This is a genomic window from Pseudomonas sp. JDS28PS106 (genome assembly GCF_036706555.1).
Taxonomy (GTDB): Bacteria; Pseudomonadota; Gammaproteobacteria; order Pseudomonadales; family Pseudomonadaceae; genus Aquipseudomonas.
In genome coordinates this window covers 371,417-391,976 of record NZ_JBAJGT010000004.1, presented here as the reverse complement: position 1 = coordinate 391,976, position 20,560 = coordinate 371,417, and the positions used below count along the sequence as shown (strand labels likewise).

Here is a 20,560-nt window from a genome sequence, read left to right as displayed (position 1 = left end):
GTCACCGGCCTGTGGCTTGAAGCTGCTTTCTACTTGCAGCTGCCCGGAGGGCCTATGAGCTATGTGATTGACCGACGTCTCAACGGCAAGAACAAGAGCACGGTAAACCGTCAGAGGTTTCTGCGCAGGTATCGTGATCACATCAAGAAGGCAGTGGAAGAAGCCGTCAGCCGTCGCTCCATTACCGACATGGAGCATGGCGAGCAGATCAGCATTCCCGGTAGGGATATCGACGAACCGGTGTTGCATCATGGCCGCGGCGGCAAACAGACGGTCGTGCATCCTGGCAACAAGGAATTCACTACCGGCGAGCGTATCGCACGTCCTCAGGGCGGCGGCGCAGGCAAAGGACCCGGCAAGGCCAGCAATTCCGGCGAGGGCATGGACGAGTTCGTCTTCCAGATCACCCAGGAAGAGTTTCTCGAATTCATGTTCGAAGACCTGGAACTGCCCAATCTGGTCAAGCGCAACCTGACCGGCACCGACACCTTCAAGACCGTACGGGCCGGAATCAGCAACGAAGGCAATCCATCGCGTATCAACATCATCCGCACCCTGCGTTCGGCCCATGCCCGGCGTATTGCCCTTTCAGGCAGCAGCCGTGGCAAGCTCAAGGAGGCGTTGAACGAGCTGGAGCGTCTCAAGCGCGAAGAGCCCGACAACTTCGGCGACATTCAGGAGCTCGAAGGCGAAATCGAACGGCTGCGCGCGCGAATCCGGCGCGTGCCGTACCTGGACACCTTCGACCTCAAATACAACCTGCTGGTAAAGCAGCCCAATCCCAGTTCCAAAGCCGTCATGTTCTGCCTGATGGATGTGTCCGGCTCCATGACTCAAGCCACCAAGGATGTGGCCAAGCGCTTCTTCATCCTGCTGTACCTGTTTCTCAAGCGTAACTACGACAAGATCGAAGTGGTCTTCATCCGCCACCACACCAGCGCCAGGGAAGTGGACGAGGAAGAGTTCTTCTACTCTCGGGAGACTGGCGGAACCATCGTTTCCAGCGCCTTGAAGCTGATGCAGGAAATTATGGCCGAGCGTTATCCCGCCAATGAGTGGAACATCTATGCGGCCCAGGCTTCCGACGGCGATAACTGGAACGATGACTCGCCCATTTGCCGGGAAATCCTGACCAAACAGATCATGCCGTTCGTGCAGTACTACACCTATGTGGAAATCACCCCGCGCGAACACCAGGCGCTGTGGTTCGAGTACGAACGCATCGGCGAGCAGTTCGCCGACACGTTCGCTCAACAGCAGTTGGTGTCGGCCGGTGATATCTACCCGGTATTCCGTGAACTCTTCCAGCGAAGGTTAGTGTCATGACCGCTCGAGAGCAGAAACGCCAGCCCATATCCACGGGGTCAGAGTGGACCTTTGAACTGATCCAGGCCTACGACCGGGAAATCAGCCGTATCGCCGAGCGCTATGCCCTGGACACTTATCCTAATCAGATCGAAGTGATCACGGCCGAGCAGATGATGGACGCCTATGCCTCGGTGGGGATGCCTCTCGGCTACCACCATTGGTCCTACGGTAAACACTTCCTCAGCACGGAAAAGTCTTACACGCGAGGCCAGATGGGTCTGGCCTATGAAATCGTGATCAACTCCGACCCTTGCATCGCCTATCTGATGGAAGAAAACACCATCTGCATGCAGGCACTGGTGGTCGCCCATGCCTGTTACGGCCACAACAGCTTCTTCAAGGGCAATTACCTGTTTCGTACCTGGACCGATGCCAGTTCGATCATCGATTATCTCGTCTTCGCCAAGCAGTACATCATGCAGTGCGAAGAACGCCATGGCATCGATGCCGTGGAAGATCTGCTCGATTCCTGCCATGCGCTGATGAACTACGGCGTAGACCGCTACAAACGCCCCTACCCCATCTCGGCCGAAGAAGAGCGGAGGCGGCAGAAAGACCGCGAGGAGCATCTGCAGCGGCAGATCAACGATCTGTGGCGCACCATCCCCAAGAGCGCCGACAAACTCGACAGAGAGGACAGCGCCCGATTCCCGGCCGAACCCCAGGAAAACATTCTCTACTTCATCGAGAAGCATGCGCCGTTGCTCGAACCCTGGCAGCGCGAGATCGTGCGCATCGTGCGCAAGATCGCGCAGTACTTTTATCCACAGCGTCAGACCCAGGTCATGAACGAGGGCTGGGCCACCTTCTGGCACTACACCCTGATGAACGATCTGTATGACGAAGGTCTGGTGACCGACGGGTTCATGCTGGAATTCCTCCAGTCGCACACCAGCGTGATTTACCAGCCTGGCTTCGACAGCCCCTATTACAGCGGCATCAACCCGTACACTCTGGGTTTCGCCATGTACCAGGACATTCGCCGGATCTGCGAGCATCCTACCGAGGAAGACCGGCGCTGGTTCCCGGACATTGCGGGAACCGACTGGCTGACGGCCGTCAAATTCGCCATGACCAGCTTCAAGGACGAAAGCTTCATCCTCCAGTATCTGTCGCCCAAGGTCATTCGGGACCTCAAGCTGTTCAGCATCCTCGACGACGACCAGAAAGAAGAGCTGATCGTCCCGGCAATCCACGACGAATCGGGCTACCGCACCATACGCGAGACCCTGGCGGCCCAGTACAACCTGGGCAACCGCGAACCCAACGTGCAGATCTACAGCATCGATCGGCGCGGCGATCGTTCGCTGACCCTGCGACATCAACAGCACAACCGCAAACCGCTGGGCGACTCCACCGACGAAGTGCTCAAGCATCTGCATCGTCTGTGGGGTTTCGATATCCACCTGGAGACTCTGCAAGGCGATCAGATCGTGAAGACACATCACGTGCCGCCTCGCGGCGAGCACACCGGCAACGAGTATCCGCGACTCGACCTGGCGGTCGTTCATCTCTAGCGCCTTTCACGTCAAGGGCAGTTTTAACCTCCGTAAGGGCGAGACAAGGTTTATCCTGTCGTGCTTACGGAGGTTTTTTATGCAGATTTACAAAGTCGGCGGAGCGGTTCGGGATCGTCTGCTCGGACAGCCGGTGACCGACATCGACTGGGTGGTAGTCGGCGCGAGCGCCGATGAGATGCTGATCAAAGGCTATCGGCCGGTCGGCACCGACTTTCCGGTTTTCCTGCATCCGCTCACGGGCGAGGAATATGCTCTGGCGCGAACCGAGCGCAAGAGCGGGGTTGGCTATGGCGGCTTTGTGTTCCATGCCAGTCCGGACGTCACGCTGGAGCAGGATCTGATTCGCCGCGATCTGACCATCAATGCAATGGCCGAGGACATGCAAGGCAATGTCATCGACCCTTATGACGGCCAGCGGGATCTGGAAACGCGCTGGTTACGGCACGTTTCGCCCGCTTTCGCCGAAGATCCACTGCGGGTACTGCGGGTAGCGCGCTTCGCGGCGCGTTATGCACCGCTGGGGTTCAAGGTGGCACCCGAGACGCTGAAGCTGATGCGACAGCTGAGCGAATCAGGTGAGTTGCAGGCCCTGACACCCGAGCGAAGCTGGAAGGAAATCTCCCGCGCCCTGATGGAAGCCCAACCGCAGGTGTTCATTGAGGTCCTGCATGAATGCGGCGCGCTCAAGGAGATATTGCCTGAAGTCGAAGCGCTGTTCGGCGTTCCCCAGCCACCGGCCCATCATCCTGAAGTAGACACCGGTGTCCATGTGCTCAGCGTGCTGGAACAGTCGGCCATTCACAAACACCCGCTCACCGTACGCTGGGCGTGTCTGCTGCACGATCTGGGCAAAGGACTGACGCCTGAATCCGAGTGGCCTCGCCACATTGCCCACGAGCATACCGGCCAGCGCTTGATCAAAGTGGTCAACGAGCGCTTCCGCGTCCCTCGGGACTGCCAGGAACTGGCCCTGCTGGCGGGCAAATACCACACCCATGGACACCGGGCGCTGGAACTCAAGCCTTCGACCGTTCTGGACTTGCTGCAAAGCTTCGACGTATACCGCAGACCCCAGCGGTTTGAAGAATTCATCGCCGTCTGCGAAATGGATGCGCGCGGACGTCATGGCTTCGAACAGCGTGATTATCCACAAGCCGACTATCTACGGGGCGCGGCGCAAGCGGCACGAGCCGTATCGGTTCAGCCTTTGCTGGAAAAAGGGTTGAAAGGTCAGCAGCTCGGAGACGCACTGAAACACGCCCGGCTGGATGCGCTGAAAATCTACAAGGCCGAGTATAACGGCTGATCGTCGCCCAAAACCCGTAGGAGCGGGTTCATCCGCGATCTGCCGCAAAGCGGCAGCAAAGCGGACCGCGCGGTGTTTCAGACACACCCGCGTCTTCCTTCATCGCCAGCAAGCTGGCTCCTACAGCGCGTGCAAATCCTGTAGGAGCGAGCTTGCTCGCGATCTGCCGCGAAGCGGCAGCAAAACGGACAGCGCGGTGTTTCAGACACACCGCGTCTTCCTTCATCGCCAGCAAGCTGGCTCCTACAGCGCGTGCAAATCCTGTAGGAGCGAGCTTGCTCGCGATCTGCCGCGAAGCGGCAGCAAAACGGACAGCGCGGTGTTTCAGACACACCGCCTCTTCCTTCATCGCCAGCAAGCTGGCTCCTACGGGATTTGCGCGATCTGCAGGAGCGGATTCATCCGCGATCTGCCAGCAACTCCGGCGGCGTCAACGGCAGGCCCCGCCATTCGAACGGCACGGGCCAGAGCTGCTGGTCGATCTTCGTATCGGCCCATAACCGGTCGAACGCTATGCCCACGCCGGGATGCGGACGATCCGGGGCAATGAGCGACAGCGGCCACAGCACGAATGCATTCTTGAGAATTTCGGCGCGCGGCAGGACGAGGCCGTCAAAGCTGCCGACCTGCTCTCCATACAGAAGCACATCGATATCCAGTGGCAGCCCTTTGCGATCCGGCGCGTAACGCCCGTTGTCGGCCTCGATGAACTTGAGGCGTCGATCCAGCTCCATCAGAGGCAGGTCGGTCAGCGCCGACACTACCAGATTGAAGAATGGCCCACTTTTGATACCCACTGGCTGACTCTCGAAAACCGGCGAGCAGCTCAGGTCACTCAGGAAAGAATCCAGCGCGTCGAGCCCCGCATGGAGGTGCTTTTCGCGCTCGATATTGCTCCCGAGCCCCAGGAAAATCCGGGTCAGCGACATCCGCGCTCGATCTCCACGCCCACGCCTGCAGCGGCAGGAACCGCGCCTGGCTTGGTCACCTTCAAACGCAGCCAGGTGATTCCGAATTCGTTCATCAACACCTCGGCAAGACGCTCGGCGAAGGTTTCCACCAACTGGAACTGCGCCTGCTCGGCAAAGGCCTGCACCCGGGTCGACACACTGGCGTAATCCAGCGCCTTGCTCAGATCATCGCCAGCGGCAGCCGGTCGGTTGTCCCAGGCGAAAACCAGGTCCAGGCGCAGGCACTGACGAATACCGCGCTCCCAGTCATAGGCGCCGATCACCGTATCGACTTCCAGTCCGTCGATGAAAACTCTGTCCAAGCCCCACTCTCCACTGCACGACAAGGGCGCGATGCGCCGTTAGAATCAGGGCAACCTCGCCCGGAATGGTTCGCATGTTTTGGTCACTGGCGGCTCTCGCCTACCTGCTCGGCTCCGTCTCCTTCGCCATCCTGCTCAGCCGTCTGACCGGCAGCCCGGACCCACGTATCAGCGGCTCGGGCAATGCGGGCGCGACCAACATGCTGCGTCTGGCCGGCAAGAAACTGGCGGTGCTGACCTTGCTGGGCGATCTGTGCAAAGGTCTGCTGCCGGTGCTGCTTGCCAGCGCCTGCGGCCTGGGTCCCATGCAACAAGCCTGGATTGGCGTCTGCGCGGTAGTAGGCCACATGTTTCCGCTGTATTTTCGGTTCAAGGGTGGCAAAGGTGTCGCCACCGCCGCCGGCATGCTTGTGGGCCTCTATCCGCCGGCCGCTGCCCTGGCGGTCATGATCTGGCTGCTCACCTTCTACCTGACCCGCACCAGCTCACTGGCCGCGCTGATCGCCACGCCGCTGACCCTGCCGCTGCTGGCCTGGCAGGAACCTCGCGCCTTGCTGCCCATGACCGTCCTGACTCTGCTGATCGTCTGGCGCCACCGAGGCAATCTACGCGACCTGCTCGCCGGGCGCGAACGGCATTTCTGACAACGCTTTGCGAACTACCTAGATGGCCGGCAGTTGCTCCATCGGCCAGCGTGCCTGAACGCTGATCGCCAGATCTTCCTTTTGTCCTGCCTGCAGACGCTGGCAACCGGCGAAAGCGATCATTGCGCCGTTGTCGGTGCAGAACTGCGGACGCGCGTAATAGACATTACCTCGCAACTCGCCAAGCATGGTTTCCAGCGACGAACGCAGTGCCTTGTTCGCGCTGACGCCGCCCGCGATCACCAGGCTCTTGAGGCCGGTCTGCTTGAGCGCACGCTTGCACTTGATGGTCAGAGTCTCCACGACCGCCTGCTGGAAGGCCAGAGCGATGTCGCAACGGGTCTGGTCACTGTCGTCCCCAGTGCTCTGGCACTGCTGCCAGGTGTTGAGCGCGAAGGTTTTCAGACCGCTGAAGCTGAAGTCCAGGCCAGGGCGATCGGTCATCGGACGTGGAAACACGAATCGACCGGCTACACCCTGAGTCGCCAGGCGGGAAATTTCCGGGCCGCCGGGATATTGCAGCCCCATCATCTTGGCGGTCTTGTCGAATGCTTCGCCGGCGGCGTCGTCCAGCGTCTCGCCGAGCAGCTCATAACGGCCGATGCCATCGACCCGCACCAACTGCGTATGGCCGCCGGAAACCAGCAAAGCGACGAACGGGAACTGCGGTGGCTGCTCTTCGAGCATCGGTGCCAGCAGATGCCCTTCCATGTGATGAACGCCTAGCGCGGGAATGTCCCACGCGAATGCCAGCGCCTGGGCGCAGGAAGCGCCGACCAGCAATGCGCCGACCAGACCCGGACCTGCCGTGTACGCGATGGCGTCGATATCGGTGGCGACGCAGTCCGCTTCCGCCAGCGTCTGGCGGATCAAGGGCAGCATGCGCTTGACGTGATCGCGCGAGGCGAGTTCCGGAACGACGCCGCCGTAGACCCGGTGCAGGTCGATCTGGCTGAACAGCGCATCGGCCAGCAGGCCGCGTTCGCTGTCGTAGAGTGCGACGCCGGTTTCGTCGCAGGAAGTTTCTAATCCCAGTACTAACATGGGTTTGCGCCTTGTGGGGGGCAGATTTGAAGGCGCGCATGATAGTCCTCGACCAAGGCGCCGACCAGCGGTTTTCGATCAGAGGCTTTGCATTCCTCTCGGCGAGGGGTTAACATCCGCAACCCTTAAAAACCGACGTACTTTTGTGCAATGTCTGCCTGAAGCGTCGACCCCGGTAATGAATGAAGGTAGCTCTGGATGCCAGCCGTCAAAGTTAAAGAGAACGAACCCTTCGACGTAGCTCTGCGTCGTTTCAAGCGCTCCTGCGAAAAAGCCGGTGTTCTGGCTGAAGTTCGTAGCCGCGAATTTTACGAGAAGCCGACTTCCGAGCGTAAGCGCAAGGCAGCCGCTGCTGTTAAGCGTCACGCCAAGAAAGTTCAGCGCGAACAGCGCCGCGCCGTTCGTCTGTACTGATTACAGACTGACGTCGCAAGCTTCTGCCTTGCCCGGCCTACAGCCGGGCTGTCGGCAGTTGCAGTTGCAGTTACAGTTACAGTTACAGTTACAGCATCACGCTTGATTGCCTGCTCTCAGGCGCCGTCGATCGCGTCCGCCCGGACGAGATTTTTCGATCGATGAGCAAGACGAGTATGCCTTGATGACTTCGCGAGAAGCTCAGCCAAGGCAGCGTCCCCCTCGCGACGCCGCTCGCCTGTTTCCACGAAGCCATTGCCTGATCGACGATTGCGTCCTTATATCCGTGCGCATCGATGCATGCCGTTACGTCCGCGCAAAAGACGGCTGACAGACCGGCACGAGGCTCGTACAGTCTCCACGATATTTTTGCGATACGCCTGACGACGAGAACGCCATGGCCGGGCTGATTCCCCAAAGCTTTATCGATGACCTGCTGAACCGGACCGACATTGTAGATGTGGTCAGTTCGCGCGTGCAGCTCAAGAAAGCGGGCAAGAACTTCACCGCCTGCTGTCCGTTCCACAAAGAGAAGACACCGTCCTTCAGTGTCAGCCCCGACAAGCAGTTCTATTACTGCTTCGGCTGCGGCGCGGGCGGCAACGCGCTTGGCTTCATCATGGACCACGACAACCTGGATTTCCCCCAGGCCGTCGAGGACCTCGCCAAGGCGGCGGGCATGGAAGTGCCCCGCGAACAGAGCTCCAAGGGTCAGAAGCCTCGTCAACCGACCGACTCACCGCTTTACCCGCTATTGACCGCTGCGGCGGACTTTTACCGTCAGGCATTGAGAAGCCATCCCGCTCGCAAGGCTGCGGTGGATTACCTCAAGGGCCGGGGCTTGTCCGGCGAGATCGCCCGCGACTTCGGGCTTGGCTTTGCTCCACCCGGCTGGGACAACCTCTACAAGCATCTGAGCAGCGACACGCTTCAGCAGAAGGTCATGATCGATGCCGGCCTGCTGATCGAGAACGCTGAAACCGGCAAGCGCTATGATCGCTTTCGGGATCGGGTCATGTTTCCCATCCGCGATTCGCGCGGTCGCGTCATCGCTTTTGGCGGCCGGGTGCTGGGCGACGACAAGCCCAAGTACCTGAACTCTCCGGAAACGCCGGTTTTCCACAAGGGTCAGGAACTGTACGGGCTGTTCGAAGCCCGCAAGTACAACCGTAACCTCGACGAAATCATCGTCGTCGAGGGCTACATGGATGTCATTGCCCTGGCCCAGCAAGGCCTGCGCAATGCTGTCGCGACGCTGGGCACTGCGACCAGTGAAGAGCACCTCAAACGCCTGTTCAGAGTGGTGCCCAGTGTCCTGTTTTGCTTCGACGGAGATCAGGCCGGCCGCAATGCCGCCTGGCGAGCACTAGAAGCTACGCTCTCCAGCCTGCAGGACGGACGGCGGGCGCGCTTTCTGTTTCTGCCGGAAGGCGAAGACCCGGACACTCTGGTCCGCTCTGAAGGTACAGACGCCTTCAAGGCCCGCATCAATCAGCATGCTCAGCCGCTGGCGGACTATTTCTTCGAGCAGTTGACCCGCGAGGCCGATCCGCGGTCGCTCGAAGGCAAGGCTCATCTTGCAACGCTGGCCGCTCCGTTGATCGACAAGGTGCCGGGCGCCAACCTGCGGACCCTAATGCGCCAGCGCCTGAGCGAAATCACCGGCCTGACCGGCGAGGCGGTCAATCAACTGGTGCAGAGCGCGCCCAGCGAGGCGCCGCCCAGCTACGATCCGTACGTCGACTACGACGCGATGCCTGATTTTGCCGATTATCAGCAACCGGGCGGTTACGAAACGCAGCAGGAATGGGCGCCCAAGAAAGCCGGCGGTCCGAATCAGAAAAAATGGGACAAGAAGCCCTGGGACAAAAAAGGCAAGCGTCAGGACTTCGAACCTCGCGCGCCACGCGTTCCGACCGCAGTCGAACCGCCGATGCAAGCGGCGCTGCGCACTTTGCTGCATCACCCGGAGTTGGCTGAAAAAGTCGAAAATGCAAGCCACTTCGCCGCAGAAGACCATGCTCAAGCGCAATTGCTGGTGGCATTGATCGAAGCGCGGCAAAAGAATCCGAACCTTCGGTCGTTACAGTTGATAGCGCGTTGGCATGGCACCGAACAGGGTCGTCTGCTGCGCGCACTGGCGGAAAAGGAATGGTTGATCGAGGCCGACAACCTTGAACAACAGTTTTTCGACACTATAACTAGGTTATCGGCGAGCCAACGCGAGCGAAGCCTGGATCAATTGATCAGCAAGGAACGTCAAACGGGTCTGTCGGCAGAAGAGAAAGCTCTGCTGCTCAAACTGCTCAATCGCGATGTTTCTGCACAAAACCCGACCTCAACTGGCGCGTGAGGTCCTAGCTCGGGTATAATCCTCGGCTTGTTTTTTGCCCGCCAAGACCTTCAGTGGATAGGGTGTTATGTCCGGAAAAGCGCAACAGCAGTCTCGTATTAAAGAGTTGATCACTCTGGGCCGTGAGCAGAAGTATCTGACTTACGCAGAGGTCAACGACCACCTGCCTGAGGATATTTCAGATCCGGAGCAGGTGGAAGACATTATCCGCATGATCAACGACATGGGGATCCCGGTACACGAGAGTGCTCCGGATGCAGACGCCCTGATGCTGGCCGATGCCGATACCGATGAGGCAGCCGCAGAAGAAGCGGCGGCGGCATTGGCTGCGGTTGAAACCGACATCGGACGCACCACCGATCCCGTTCGCATGTACATGCGGGAGATGGGTACCGTAGAGCTTCTGACCCGCGAAGGCGAGATCGAAATCGCCAAGCGTATCGAAGAAGGCATCCGCGAAGTAATGAGCGCGATCGCGCACTTCCCGGGCACGGTCGAGCACATCCTCTCCGAATACGAGCGCGTCACCACCGAAGGTGGCCGCCTGTCCGACGTTCTGAGCGGCTACATCGATCCCGACGACGGCATTGCGCCGCCTGCGGAAGTCCCGCCTCCAGTTGATCCGAAGACCGCCAAGGCCGAGGAAGACGAGGACGACGAAGACGAATCCGGCGATTCCGATGACGAGGAAGAAACTGAAAGCGGTCCGGACCCGGTCGTGGCCCAGCAGCGCTTCGGCGCCGTTGCCGAGCAGATGGAAATCACTCGCAAGGCACTCAAGAAGTACGGTCGCGACGACAAGCATTCCATTGCCGAGATGGTTGCCCTCGCCGAGCTGTTCATGCCGATCAAGCTGGTGCCCAAGCAGTTCGAAGGCCTGGTCGAGCGCGTTCGTAGCGCACTGGATCGTCTCCGCGCTCAGGAACGCGCCATCATGCAGCTGTGCGTCCGTGACGCCCGCATGCCACGCGCCGACTTCCTGCGCCAGTTCCCTGGCAACGAAGTTGACCAGAGCTGGACCGATGCACTGGCCAAAGGCAAGGCCAAGTACGCTGAAGCGATCGGCCGCCTGCAACCCGATATCCAGCGTTGCCAGCAGAAGCTGACCGCGCTCGAAGAAGAAACCGGCCTGACCGTCGCCGAGATCAAGGACATCAACCGTCGCATGTCGATCGGTGAGGCGAAAGCCCGCCGCGCCAAGAAAGAGATGGTCGAAGCGAACTTGCGTCTGGTGATCTCGATTGCCAAGAAATACACCAACCGCGGTCTGCAATTCCTCGATCTGATCCAGGAAGGCAACATCGGTCTGATGAAGGCGGTGGACAAGTTCGAATACCGTCGCGGCTACAAGTTCTCGACCTATGCCACCTGGTGGATTCGTCAGGCGATCACTCGCTCGATCGCCGACCAGGCACGCACCATCCGTATTCCGGTACACATGATCGAGACGATCAACAAGCTGAACCGTATTTCCCGCCAGATGCTGCAGGAAATGGGTCGTGAGCCTACTCCCGAGGAGTTGGGCGAGCGCATGGAGATGCCTGAGGACAAGATACGCAAGGTCCTGAAGATCGCCAAAGAGCCGATCTCCATGGAAACCCCGATCGGTGACGACGAAGATTCGCATCTGGGGGACTTTATCGAAGACTCGACCATGCAGTCGCCAATTGATGTGGCGACCGTCGAGAGTCTCAAGGAAGCGACCCGCGAAGTACTCTCGGGCCTGACCGCTCGGGAAGCGAAGGTGCTTCGCATGCGTTTCGGTATCGATATGAACACCGACCACACGCTGGAGGAAGTCGGCAAGCAGTTCGACGTCACCCGCGAGCGGATCCGTCAGATCGAGGCCAAGGCGCTACGCAAGCTGCGTCACCCGACCAGAAGCGAGCATCTGCGCTCGTTCCTCGACGAGTAAGCGCACCTGATACCAGAACCCCCGGCCCGCCGGGGGTTTTGCGTTTCTAGGGCCCGGGTTTTGTTGTCTCGAAAGCCGAACAGATAAATATTTCCTACCCTGTCGCAAAACCTCCTCTCATTTGCCGAACCCCGACTATATTGAACAGGCGGCCAATTGACATGCCAAAGGCGGATTCAGCGCGCGAGCGGCGAAATGAATAACGGAAAGGCAGCCGTAAGCCCCTCGCCTCATGGCCGGACCGGTCAGTCGTCGCCGGGAAGGCAAACCCCGGCAATCTGGCCTACAACTATGTGTCGTTCCTGAAAGAAAACCTCCGCCTGAGTCATGGCACAGCATCGTGCATTCAGGAGACGTGAAGTCGTCTCCACATAATCAACGCGGTAACGCTCCGGCGTCGCTACGACCCCGCCGGGTCATGAGACGTCGCCGCTCCGCTAGATCGACAGCCTGAGACAGCACGGACGTGAGCCACTTATGCGTGGATTAATGATCGAAATCAGTGACAGCCAGTTGGCAGAAGAAGCGTTACGTCTCTCCGAAGGCAGGTTTGCATCAGTGTTCGCCCAGTGCCCGGACATCATGATGATCGCTCGCCTGTCGGACGGATCCATTCTGGATGCCAACCGGGCCTTTACCGAACTGACCGGCCTGAGCGCCGAAGAAGCGGTCGGCAAGACCCCCGCACAGCTCAATCTGTGGGCCGTACCCGGCGTAGGACCTGTGCTGATCGAGCGCTTGCAGAAAGGCAACATTCGCAACCTGGAAATGCCGATGCGTCGCAAGGACGGTCGTACCTTTTCCGGCCTGCTGTCGGCGGAGCCTTTCGATTTCAGCTCAACCCCCGCCGTTCTGGTGATCGTGCGTGACATCACGCCGCTCAAACAGGCGCAGCAGCAGCTGCAGCTTTCCGAGGAAAAATTCGCCAAGGCTTTCCATGCGTCCCCCGATGGTATGGCTATCACCCGCGAACAGGACGGCATGGTGGTCGAGGTCAACGAGGGTTTCACCCGGCTGACCGGCTACAGCGAGCGCCAATGCCGCGATCGCTCGACGGTCGAGCTCAAGCTCTGGGCGTATCCGGGCGAGCGTGAACAGTTGCTCGAACAACTCAGACTGCATGGCTTCGTCAAGGATTTCCGCATGCACATCCGCGCGGCGGATGGCCATCTGCGGGTGTGTGAGCTGTCCGCTCACCCGGTACTGATTGCCGGCGAGGACTGCATTCTCACCATCACCAGAGACATCACCGAACGCCAGCAGATGCAGGAGAAGCTGCATCTGGCCGCAACGGTATTCGAAAGTACCGCCGAGGGCGTGCTGATCACCGATACGTCGCAGCGTATCAATGCTGTGAACCGAGCCTTCACCGAGATCACCGGCTACGGCGAGCAGGAAGCCATCGGCCTGACGCCGCGCCTGCTCGCCTCAGGCCAGCACGACAGCGCGTTTTACGCGGCCATGTGGTACCAGCTGACCGCCGAGGGCCACTGGCAAGGCGAAATCTGCAATCGTCGCAAGAACGGCGAGCTGTATCCCAGTTGGCTGACCATCAGCGCTGTGCGCAGCAAAGACCAGTCCATTACTCATTTCGTCGCGGTATTTGCCGACATTTCCAGCCTCAAGCACGCTCAGGCACGGCTGGATTATCAGGCCCACCACGACCCCTTGACCGGCCTTCCAAACCGAACCCTGTTCGAAAGCCGCTTGCAGGCAGCGCTGGTGCACAGCGCTGAATCCGGAAGCTTGGGCGCCGTGCTGTTTCTCGACCTGGACCGGTTCAAGCACATCAATGACAGCCTCGGCCACCCGGTCGGCGACCTGCTGCTCAAAGGCATCGCTCAGCGTCTCAAAGAGAACCTGCGCGACATCGACACCGTGGCGCGACTGGGGGGCGACGAATTCATCGTGCTCCTGCCCGGCCTTTCCCAGCCTGGCGACGCCGAAACCATCGCCAACAAGCTGCTCGGCTGTTTCACCGCTCCCTTCCAGGCGGGAGAACATGAGTTCTACATGAGCGCGAGTATCGGCAGCAGCCTCTTCCCTACCGATGGCACGGACGTCGCGACACTGGTCAAGAATGCCGATGCCGCCATGTACCGCTCCAAGGCCAAGGGCCGCAACCGGATCGAAAGCTACACCCGCGACCTCACCTCCCAGGCCAGCGAGCGCATTGCGCTGGAACAGGAACTGAGGCGCGCACTGGAGCGTAATGAACTGAGCTTGTCCTTCCAGCCCAAAATAAGCGTGCTGACCAACCAACTGGTCGGCGCGGAAGCGTTGATCCGCTGGAGCCACCCGATTTTTGGCGAAGTGCCGCCCGAACACTTCATCTCGCTGGCCGAAGAGAACGGCACGATCCTGCAGATCGGCGACTGGGTGCTGGAAAGCGCCTGCCGTCAGATGCGCGAATGGCGCCAGACGTATCGACCGTTCGGGCCGTTGTCGGTGAATCTGGCAGGTGCCCAGCTGCGTCAACCAAACCTGGTCACGCGTATCGAGCAACTGCTGGACGACAACGGCCTCGAACCTGGCTGCCTGCAACTGGAAATCACCGAAAACTTCATCATGAGCCAGACCGGAGAAGCGCTGGCCGTGCTGCACAGACTCAAGAAGCTGGGCGTACAACTGGCAATCGACGACTTCGGCACCGGCTACTCGTCCCTGAGCTACCTGAAACGGCTGCCGCTGGACATCCTCAAGATCGACCAGTCCTTCGTACGCGGTCTGCCGGAAGACACCCACGACGCCGCCATCGTCCGCGCCATCATCGCGCTGGGACGCAGCATGCAACTGACCGTCATCGCCGAGGGCGTGGAGAACAGCGAACAGCGACAATTCCTCGCCGCCGAAGGATGCGAACAGATCCAGGGCTACATCATCAGCCTCCCCCTGCATCCCGATGCCTTCTGCCGGAATTTTCTTCTGACACACGATTCCGACTTTTCGGATAGCACAGCCGCGAAACCGCCGTTATAATCCGCGACCTACTGAGGGCCTATAGCTCAGTTGGTTAGAGCAGAGGACTCATAATCCTTTGGTCCACGGTTCGAGTCCGTGTGGGCCCACCAACCTCAAAGCCGCGCGTTGCGCGGCTTTTGCGTTTCTGGACTCTGGTCTACCCCACTCTGGACGACGAGCCGAATCCGCCCCACAATCGGCTCACATCATGAGCCGAATAAACTGGTTATTCGGCTCACAGCCGAGTCTTCGTCATGACTGAACCCTTCTGGATCTGGCAACAGCCGGATTGGCCTGGCTTTCACTGGGACAGCGATCGGCTTGCGCCGCTTCTTCGTGAATGTGCCGGGATGCAAGGTTGTCTATTGGGCATGGCGAGCGCGGCGGTCGATTATGATCGGGTGGAAGAAGGACTCGATACGCTGTTGCAGAACATCATCACGTCCTCCGCTATCGAGGGCGAGCAGCTCAATGTCAGTTCGGTTCGCTCCTCTCTGGCTCGCAGGCTCGGTGTGACCGACAGTGGCAAAACCAGTCCTGGCAGCGAGGGACTGGCCGAGTTGATGATGGATGCCACGCGGGGTTTCGATCAGCCATTGACCCTGCAACGTCTTTTCACTTGGCACTGCTGGCTGTTTGCAGATATCAGCAGCCTGCTGACCGCGCAGATTCACATTGGCGGACTGCGCGGTCTGGAGCCAATGCAGGTTGTTTCCGGGCGTCTGGACAATCCAGTCGTGCATTTCGAAGCTCCGCCCCGCGCATCCTTGGAGCCAGAGCTCGACGCCTTCCTGGCGTGGTTTGCCAGTAGCCGCAATGACTCAAAGCTTGACCCCTTCATACGCGCAGGTATTGCGCATTTGTGGTTCGTCACGCTACATCCGTTCGACGATGGCAACGGTCGTATTACCCGGGCGCTGACCGATCTGGCTTTTGCGCAGTCCGATCATCAGGCAGTTCGGCTTTACGCCATGTCTGCGAGTATTCTGGAAGACCGGGCCGGTTACTACGATGCGCTGGAAGCCAGTCAGAAAGGTACGCTGGATATCACGAGCTGGCTGGAATGGTTTCTACGGACGCTTTTGCACAGTATCAAGCGCTCTCTGACACATATAGAACAGGTTATCGCCAAGAGCCGCTTCTGGCGAGCACACCGCAGCGACGATCTTTCCACCGAGCAGATCAAGGTGCTGAACCGCTTGCTGGATGGAGGAGCGCGCGGCTTCGAGGGTGGGATAAGCGCGGCGCAATATCAGGCTGTCGCAAAAGTATCCAAGGCCACGGCGACCCGTCATCTGAGCGATCTGCTCGACAAAGGATGTCTCGTACGATTACCCGGCGGCGGGCGCAGTACGAGATATGGGATCTGCTGGTCATGCGTATCCTGACGATCCTGTCCTTGCCAAACCGCAACTCAGCTTTCCCGTTTCGGAACCGATATGAAGGATGGTCGCCTGACTGGTCAGAGTGCGACGCAAGCCACCACGCCTATATGCATGTGGCTTATTGCTTGCGACCGCCATCCAATCACGGACTTCTTTCCCTCCTCCGCGGTCTCTTAACGCATGACCAATTCCCGCTCCGCTTTTATTCCTTCCTGGCTTCGTCCCGTGCTGCGTCCGCTGCTGGATCCGTATCGCCGTTACCGGCATGCGCGCTACATTCACGCGGCGCGGATCGCGGTGGGATTGCTGGTGACGATTCTGCTGACCACAGGCCTGAATCTGCCGCATGGTGAATGGGCATCGGTGACGATGTTGATCGTGATCGGCGGTTTGCAGCATCACGGCAATATCGGCAAGAAGTCGGTGGAGCGAGCGTACGGGACTTTGATCGGCGCGGGGTTGGGGCTGTTCATCGTGGTGCAGCAGGGTTATCTGGAGATGCCGTTGCTGACCTATTCGATGATGGCGGTGATGTGCGGATTCTTCGCCTACCACGCCATTGGCAAGGGCGGTTATACCGCGTTGTTGTCGGCAATCACCTTGTTCATCGTCGCGGGTCATGGCTACAACCCGATCAGCGACGGGCTATGGCGTACCGTGGATATCCTGATCGGGATCGCCCTGGCACTGGCGTTTTCCTTCGCGTTGCCGCTGTATGCCGTTTTTTCCTGGCGCTATAACCTGGCGAGCGGTTTGCGAGATTGCGCCAAGGTGTACGGGCGGATTAGCCAGGGGCAGCCGGTGACCGCCGATGAGCATCTCAAGCTGACCGCGCGACTCAACAGCACCATGTTGCAACTGCGTTCGCTGCTGCCGTCGGTTTCCAAGGAAGTGAAGATTTCCATGGTCGAACTGGATGCCATCCAGGGACATTTCCGCATGTGTCTGAGCGCGCTGGAGATCCTCGCCAACATTCGCCCGGCCAATCTGGACGAGACGGCAGGCAGCGCGCTGAAAGCCTCGATGGATGCCGATTACCGGCAGATTCGCCGCCAGCTGATCGGCATGGCGCGCGCGTTGCAGACCGGGGCCACCGAACGTCTGAAGCGCACCACCGACACCACGCTGGAATCCGAAACGCCGGTGCCTCCGGAGCTGCTGGGCTATCACCTGATGAACGTGCAACTGGCGCATAATCTCGACGGTCTGCAAGCGCGTCTGGCCAAGACGGCCAAGCGCTGGAAATTCTGAGGGAACGCCATGTCCGACCCGCGACCGCCAGCGCTCGACGAGATCGATCGCCAGCTCATTGCCGCCCTGCAAATCAATGCGCGGGAAAGCGTCGCGACGCTGGCGCGGCAACTGGGCATCGCCCGTACCACGGTGACGTCACGTCTGGCCCGGCTTGAGAGCAGCAAAATCATTACCGGTTATGGCGTGCGGCTCAGTCAGAGGGTGGTCGGCGGCGGATTGCAGGCTTACGTCGGCATTACCGTGCAACCCCGCTCGGGCAAAGAGGTACTTCGCCGGCTGAGCGTGCTGCCGCAAGTGCAGCAACTGTGCGCGGTCAGTGGTGAGTTCGATTACGTTGCCTGGTTGCGGACCGATTCGCCGGAGCAACTGGACGACCTGCTGGATTTGATCGGCAGCGTCGATGGCGTCGAGAAGACCACCACTTCAATCATCCTCAGCAACAAGATTGATCGCGGGCAGCCGGTTTAGCGGCAAACTACAGAATGTAGTTAAAGTTCGTCACTTTGCAGCGAGACAGGTCAGACCGACGACATATTTCGTCTTATTAACGGCGCTGCCCTTCACTAGACTGTTGCTTTCGCAGTGGTCAGCAAGGTCCTGTCATGAAGACGAATCGTCACCCCGCAAACGGCAAGAAGCCGGTCACCATTTTCGGTCCAGATTTCCCGTTTCCCTTCGATGACTGGATCGAGCATCCGGCGGGACTCGGCAGCATCCCCAAGGAAAATCACGGCAGTGAAGTCGCGATCATCGGCGCGGGCATTGCCGGACTGGTGGCCGCGTACGAACTGATGAAGCTGGGCCTCAAGCCTGTGGTGTACGAGGCGTCGAAGATGGGGGGGCGTTTGCGCTCTCAGGAATTCGAGGGCGCTAAAGGCATCATTGCCGAACTGGGCGGCATGCGCTTTCCGGTTTCGTCGACCGCGTTTTTTCACTATGTCGACAAGCTGGGCCTTGAGTCGCGACCTTTTCCCAATCCGCTGACGGCGGCATCCGGCAGCACGGTCATCGACCTGGAAGGCACCACCCATTACGCCCAGATGCTTTCGGATCTGCCGGAGCTGTTTCAGGACGTGGCCAATGCCTGGGCGGACGCGCTGGAGACTGGCGCGCAATTCTCCGACATACAGCAGGCCATCCGCGATCGCGACGTCCCACGCCTCAAGGAGCTGTGGAACACGCTGGTGCCGCTATGGGACGACCGCACTTTCTATGATTTCGTCGCCACCTCCAAGGCCTTCGCCAAGCTGTCGTTCTTTCACCGCGAAGTCTTCGGCCAAGTAGGTTTCGGCACCGGCGGCTGGGATTCGGATTTCCCCAACTCGATGCTGGAAATCTTTCGCGTGGTGATGACCAACTGCGATGAACATCAGCATCTGATCGTCGGCGGCGTCCAGCAAGTGCCGACGGGCCTGTGGAACCACGTGCCGGACCGATGCGCTCACTGGCCTGAAGGCACCAGTCTGGCCTCGCTGCACCGCGGCGCGCCTCGTCCTGGCGTCAAGCGCATCGCCCGGGCGGCGGATGGCAGCCTGGCCGTGACCGACAACTGGGGTGATACCCGCCATTATTCGGCGGTGCTGACCACCTGCCAGAGCTGGCTGCTGACCACGCAGATCGAATGCGAGGAATCGCTGTTCTCGCAGAAGATGTGGATGGCGCTGGATCGCACTCGCTACATGCAGTCCTCGAAAACCTTCGTGATGGTCGACCGCCCCTTCTGGAAGGACAAGGACCCGGAAACCGGACGTGATCTGATGAGCATGACGCTCACTGACCGCCTGACCCGCAGCACTTATCTGTTCGACAACGGCGATGACAAGCCGGGCGTCATCTGTCTGTCGTACTCGTGGATGAGCGATGCGCTGAAGATGCTCCCGCAGCCCGTCGACAAACGCGTGAAGCTCGCGCTGGACGCGCTGAAGAAGATCTACCCTAAAGTCGATATCGCCGCGCGGATCATCGGTGACCCGATCACCATCTCCTGGGAGGCCGATCCGCATTTCCTCGGCGCGTTCAAAGGCGCCCTGCCCGGCCATTACCGCTACAACCAGCGGATGTACGCGCACTTCATGCAACAGGATATGCCTGCCGAACAGCGGGGCATGTTCATCGCCGGCGACGATGTGTCCTGGACGCCGGCCTGGGTGGAAGGCGCGGTGCAGACGTCGCTGAACGCGGTCTGGGGCATCATGACCCATTTTGGCGGCAAGACTCACGCCGACAATCCGGGTCCGGGCGATGTGTTCAACGATATCGGCCCGATCGCCCTGGCCGACTGACAAGGAAACCTTCATGCGCGTTGCACTTTACCAATGTCCGCCGCTGCCCCTGGACATCGACGGCAATCTGACCCGGCTGGAGCGCCAGGCCAGGGCGGCGGCGCTCGACGGCGCGCAGCTGCTGGTGTGCCCGGAGATGTTTCTCACCGGCTACAACATCGGCAGCGAGGCGGTGAACCGGCTGGCTCAGGCGCGCGACGGCATGGCGGCAGCCCAGGTGGCCGCCATCGCCCAGAGCGCCGGCATCGCGATCCTCTACGGATACCCGGAGCGCAGCATCGATGACCAGATCTACAACGCCGTGCAACTGATCGATGCCAAGGGCCATAGCCTGTGCAACTACCGCAAGACCCATCTGTTCGGCGAACTGGACAAGGCCATGTTCGTCCCCGGCAGCGATGAGTTTCCCATCGTCGAGCTGAATGGCTGGCGACTGGGCCTATTGATCTGCTACGACGTGGAATTTCCCGAGAACGCCCGGCGACTGGCGCTGGCCGGAGCCGACCTGATTTTGGTGCCGACCGCCAACATGGCGCCCTATGATTTCGTCTGCGAAGTCACGGTACGGGCGCGGGCCTTCGAGAATCAGAGTTATCTGGTTTACGCCAATTATTGCGGCAGCGAAGGCGATATCCATTACTGCGGACTGAGCAGCATGTGCGCGCCGGACGGCAGCCTGGCAGCCATGGCCGAGCGGAGCGAAACCCTGCTGATCGCGACGCTGGAGCCTGAGCGAGTCCGCGCCTCCAGAGCTATCAATACTTACTTCGGCGACCGGCGTCCCGAGCTGTACACAGCGCTGGGCAAGCCCTGATCGCTTACGGTCGGCGAGCGTTATCCG

General features: G+C 59.9%; 17 protein-coding genes and 1 tRNA gene. 14 read left to right on the top strand and 4 right to left on the bottom strand.

Annotated features, from left to right (window positions below; translation table 11 throughout):
• Nucleotides 1-54: 54 nt before the first annotated feature.
• The 3 genes from TRP66_RS09110 to TRP66_RS09100 all read left to right on the top strand — a co-directional run bounded on the left by TRP66_RS09110 (nucleotide 55) and on the right by TRP66_RS09100 (nucleotide 4,194).
• On the top strand, nucleotides 55-1,326 hold the full coding sequence (locus TRP66_RS09110) for a YeaH/YhbH family protein (RefSeq protein WP_333401289.1): 1,272 nt from the start codon (nucleotides 55-57) through the stop codon (nucleotides 1,324-1,326).
• Nucleotides 1,323-2,885: a SpoVR family protein gene (locus TRP66_RS09105; protein WP_333401288.1), complete on the top strand. Its 1,563-nt coding sequence runs from the start codon at nucleotides 1,323-1,325 to the stop codon at nucleotides 2,883-2,885. The genes TRP66_RS09110 and TRP66_RS09105 overlap by 4 nt, the downstream gene beginning before the upstream one ends.
• Nucleotides 2,886-2,964: 79 nt before the next feature.
• On the top strand, nucleotides 2,965-4,194 hold the full coding sequence (locus TRP66_RS09100; protein ID WP_333401287.1) for a multifunctional CCA addition/repair protein: 1,230 nt from the start codon (nucleotides 2,965-2,967) through the stop codon (nucleotides 4,192-4,194).
• Between the two features lie 28 nt (nucleotides 4,195-4,222).
• Here TRP66_RS09100 and TRP66_RS09095 read toward each other — a convergent pair whose 3' ends face one another.
• Genes TRP66_RS09095 through folB form a run of 3 tightly spaced genes read right to left on the bottom strand, consistent with a single transcriptional unit; the run spans nucleotide 4,223 to nucleotide 5,467 of the window.
• A complete protein-coding gene (locus tag TRP66_RS09095; RefSeq protein WP_333401286.1) occupies nucleotides 4,223-4,552 on the bottom strand; it encodes a hypothetical protein in 330 nt (109 codons plus the stop codon).
• Nucleotides 4,553-4,592: 40 nt separating this feature from the next.
• Nucleotides 4,593-5,123, bottom strand: a complete 531-nt coding sequence (gene folK / locus TRP66_RS09090) for a 2-amino-4-hydroxy-6-hydroxymethyldihydropteridine diphosphokinase (RefSeq protein ID WP_333401284.1) — start codon at nucleotides 5,121-5,123, stop codon at nucleotides 4,593-4,595.
• On the bottom strand, nucleotides 5,114-5,467 hold the full coding sequence (gene folB / locus TRP66_RS09085) for a dihydroneopterin aldolase (RefSeq protein ID WP_333401282.1): 354 nt from the start codon (nucleotides 5,465-5,467) through the stop codon (nucleotides 5,114-5,116). Before folB ends, folK begins: the two co-directional genes overlap by 10 nt.
• 74 nt (nucleotides 5,468-5,541) lie before the next feature.
• Between folB and plsY the strand changes: the two genes are divergently transcribed.
• Nucleotides 5,542-6,111 (top strand): glycerol-3-phosphate 1-O-acyltransferase PlsY, encoded by a 570-nt coding sequence (plsY, locus tag TRP66_RS09080; protein ID WP_333401280.1) that lies wholly within the window; start codon nucleotides 5,542-5,544, stop codon nucleotides 6,109-6,111.
• A gap of 18 nt (nucleotides 6,112-6,129) precedes the next feature.
• Here plsY and tsaD read toward each other — a convergent pair whose 3' ends face one another.
• Nucleotides 6,130-7,155: a tRNA (adenosine(37)-N6)-threonylcarbamoyltransferase complex transferase subunit TsaD gene (gene tsaD, locus TRP66_RS09075; protein WP_333401278.1), complete on the bottom strand. Its 1,026-nt coding sequence runs from the start codon at nucleotides 7,153-7,155 to the stop codon at nucleotides 6,130-6,132.
• Nucleotides 7,156-7,353: 198 nt separating this feature from the next.
• Between tsaD and rpsU the strand changes: the two genes are divergently transcribed.
• The 10 genes from rpsU to TRP66_RS09025 all read left to right on the top strand — a co-directional run bounded on the left by rpsU (nucleotide 7,354) and on the right by TRP66_RS09025 (nucleotide 20,533).
• Complete coding sequence (gene rpsU, locus TRP66_RS09070) at nucleotides 7,354-7,569, top strand: 30S ribosomal protein S21 (RefSeq protein ID WP_002551877.1); 216 nt, start codon at nucleotides 7,354-7,356, stop codon at nucleotides 7,567-7,569.
• Nucleotides 7,570-7,966: 397 nt separating this feature from the next.
• Nucleotides 7,967-9,922 (top strand): DNA primase, encoded by a 1,956-nt coding sequence (gene dnaG, locus TRP66_RS09065; RefSeq protein WP_333401199.1) that lies wholly within the window; start codon nucleotides 7,967-7,969, stop codon nucleotides 9,920-9,922.
• Nucleotides 9,923-9,989: 67 nt separating this feature from the next.
• A complete protein-coding gene (gene rpoD, locus TRP66_RS09060; protein ID WP_333401198.1) occupies nucleotides 9,990-11,837 on the top strand; it encodes an RNA polymerase sigma factor RpoD in 1,848 nt (615 codons plus the stop codon).
• A 489-nt stretch (nucleotides 11,838-12,326) separates the two neighbouring features.
• Entirely contained in the window at nucleotides 12,327-14,816 is a 2,490-nt protein-coding gene (locus TRP66_RS09055) for a sensor domain-containing protein (protein ID WP_333401341.1), read from the top strand.
• A gap of 15 nt (nucleotides 14,817-14,831) precedes the next feature.
• A tRNA-Ile gene (locus TRP66_RS09050) sits at nucleotides 14,832-14,908 on the top strand.
• A 144-nt stretch (nucleotides 14,909-15,052) separates the two neighbouring features.
• A complete protein-coding gene (locus tag TRP66_RS09045) occupies nucleotides 15,053-16,186 on the top strand; it encodes a Fic family protein (protein ID WP_333401197.1) in 1,134 nt (377 codons plus the stop codon).
• Between the two features lie 177 nt (nucleotides 16,187-16,363).
• Complete coding sequence (locus tag TRP66_RS09040; RefSeq protein ID WP_333401195.1) at nucleotides 16,364-17,434, top strand: FUSC family protein; 1,071 nt, start codon at nucleotides 16,364-16,366, stop codon at nucleotides 17,432-17,434.
• 9 nt (nucleotides 17,435-17,443) lie between these two features.
• Entirely contained in the window at nucleotides 17,444-17,905 is a 462-nt protein-coding gene (locus TRP66_RS09035) for an Lrp/AsnC family transcriptional regulator (RefSeq protein WP_333401194.1), read from the top strand.
• 134 nt (nucleotides 17,906-18,039) lie between these two features.
• A complete protein-coding gene (locus TRP66_RS09030) occupies nucleotides 18,040-19,719 on the top strand; it encodes a flavin monoamine oxidase family protein (RefSeq protein WP_333401193.1) in 1,680 nt (559 codons plus the stop codon).
• A gap of 13 nt (nucleotides 19,720-19,732) precedes the next feature.
• On the top strand, nucleotides 19,733-20,533 hold the full coding sequence (locus tag TRP66_RS09025) for a carbon-nitrogen hydrolase family protein (RefSeq protein ID WP_333401191.1): 801 nt from the start codon (nucleotides 19,733-19,735) through the stop codon (nucleotides 20,531-20,533).
• Nucleotides 20,534-20,560: the final 27 nt, after the last annotated feature.